This window comes from Pseudolysinimonas sp. (assembly GCF_031389465.1).
In the GTDB taxonomy this organism is placed as follows: Bacteria; Actinomycetota; Actinomycetes; order Actinomycetales; family Microbacteriaceae; genus Pseudolysinimonas_A.
The window spans coordinates 1-2,032 of sequence record NZ_JANMSQ010000235.1; the positions used below are offsets into that span (position 1 = coordinate 1).

General features: G+C 70.2%; 2 protein-coding genes. One reads left to right on the forward strand and one right to left on the reverse strand.

From position 1 onward, the window contains the following. Window positions 1–80 precede the first annotated feature (80 nt). A complete protein-coding gene (locus RMO30_RS09380) occupies window positions 81–1,352 on the forward strand; it encodes a deoxyguanosinetriphosphate triphosphohydrolase (RefSeq protein ID WP_309712420.1) in 1,272 nt (423 codons plus the stop codon). Between the two features lie 18 nt (window positions 1,353–1,370). Here the strand turns inward: RMO30_RS09380 and RMO30_RS09385 are convergent. Beyond that, the coding region (locus RMO30_RS09385; RefSeq protein ID WP_309712422.1) for an ROK family protein at window positions 1,371–2,032 on the reverse strand (662 nt) is incomplete at its 5' end.

Genomic DNA, 2,032 nt, shown 5'->3' on the forward strand with positions numbered 1-2,032 from the left:
GCCCGACCGCTGGCTCGACAGCCGCGAGATCGCCGAAGGCATGCGGGCCGAGGTCGCCGAAGCCGAACTGCACAACAGCGGTGGCTGAGCCGAAGGCTCCGGTCACGGCCGGCACTCTGCCGACTGGATACGCCGAGGCGGATGCCGAGCGCCGACTTGCCGAAGAGCACGTCAGCCGCCGCGGAGACTTCGCCCGCGATCGTGCCCGCATCCTGCACTCCAGCGGCTGGCGCCGCCTCGCGCAGAAGACCCAGGTGCTCAGCCCGACCGCGGGACTCGACTTCGCCCGCAACCGACTCACCCACTCTCTTGAGGTCGCTCAGGTGGGCCGCGAACTCGGCACCCGGCTCGGGCTCGACCCCGACATCGTCGACACCGCCTGTCTCGCGCACGATCTCGGGCATCCGCCGTTCGGTCACAACGGGGAGCGGGCCCTCGCGGAGTGGGCGAGCGACATCGGCGGATTCGAGGGCAACGCGCAGACGCTGCGGCTGATCACCCGGCTCGAGCCGAAGGTTTTCGATGACACCCGGTCGTACGGACTCAACCTCACCCGAGCGAGCCTCGACGCGTCGTGCAAGTACCCGTGGCCGCAGGCGGCCGGGGTTGCGGATCCGACGGGGCGCAACAAGTTCGGCTTCTACGCGGATGACGTCGCCGTCTTCGAGTGGATGCGGGCGGGAGCTCCCGAGCGGGTGCGCTGCATCGAGGCGCAGGTGATGGATCTCGCCGACGACATCGCCTACTCCGTTCATGACTTCGAGGATGCGATCGTCGGCGAGTTCCTCGACGTCCGTGCGCTCGGGGCGCGAGTCGACCACGACGCGCTCGTGGACTCGATGTTCGACTGGATCGGCGGCGAGTTCGACCACGACACCTTGGTGAACGCCTTCGACAGGCTCGACAACCTCGACTACTGGATCGACTCCTGGGACGGCAGCCGACGCGACCTCGCCCGGCTGAAGAACCTCACCAGCTACCTCATCGGCCGATTCGCCGGGCATGCCGAACGCGCCACCCGCGAGGCGTACCCGCAGGCCACACTGGCCCGCTTTGGAGCGGATGTCGTGGTGCCGACGGAGACCCAGGCCGAGATCGCGGTGCTCAAGGGAATTGTCGCGGCGAACGTCATGTCGACCAACGCCCGCAAGCCCCTCTACGCCCGACAGCGAGACGTGCTGGCCGAACTCGCCGACGCGCTGCTCGCCGATCCGACGCTCTTGGATGTCGGCTTCGCCGGCGACTGGGCGGCCGCGGGTGACGACATGGCTCGCAAACGTGTCGTCGTCGATCAGGTCGCGTCGCTCACCGATGTCTCGGCGATGGCGTGGCACAAGAGGCTCATCGGCTGAGTGCTCGCCGGCGCTGCGTCAGCCGTCGGCCAGTGAGTCGTGGACGAGGGCGGCGGCTCCGATGAGCGGAGCCTCGTCGCCGAGACCGGCCGCGAGGATGCGGGTCGCGCGCACGAAGCCGAATCCTTCGTCGGCAGCAGCGCGCACGAGTTCCAGGTAGTCCAAGGCGGAGCGAGAGAACCCGCCCCCGATCGCGACGATGTCGAGGTCGACGAGCGCACTTGCGGAGGCGATTGCGAGCCCCACCGCTCGGGCGGAACGCTCGATCGCGGCGCGTGCCCGGGGATCGGGCGAAGCCGCGAGCTCTTCGCCCGTCGAGCCCTCCCAGCCGTGCGCGCGGGCCCAGCGCACCGAACTCGGCCCTGATGCGACAGCTTCGAGGCATCCCGATCGCCCGCACGCGCACGGGTCGTCGAAGCCGGACACCTGCACGTGCCCGATGTGCCCGGCGTTGCCGCTCGCACCCGAGACGCCGCGCCCGTCGAGCACGAGGCCGCCGCCGACGCCCGTCGAGACGACCATGCCCATGACGTTGGCCGATCCGCGGCCGGCGCCGTACTGGGCCTCGGCGAGAGTGATGGCCAGCCCGTCGATGGCGAGCACGACCTCGGCCCCCGGTACGAGCGCGGCGACGAGGTCGCGCAACGGGTGGTCGCGCCACGCGGGAACGTTGAGCGGCG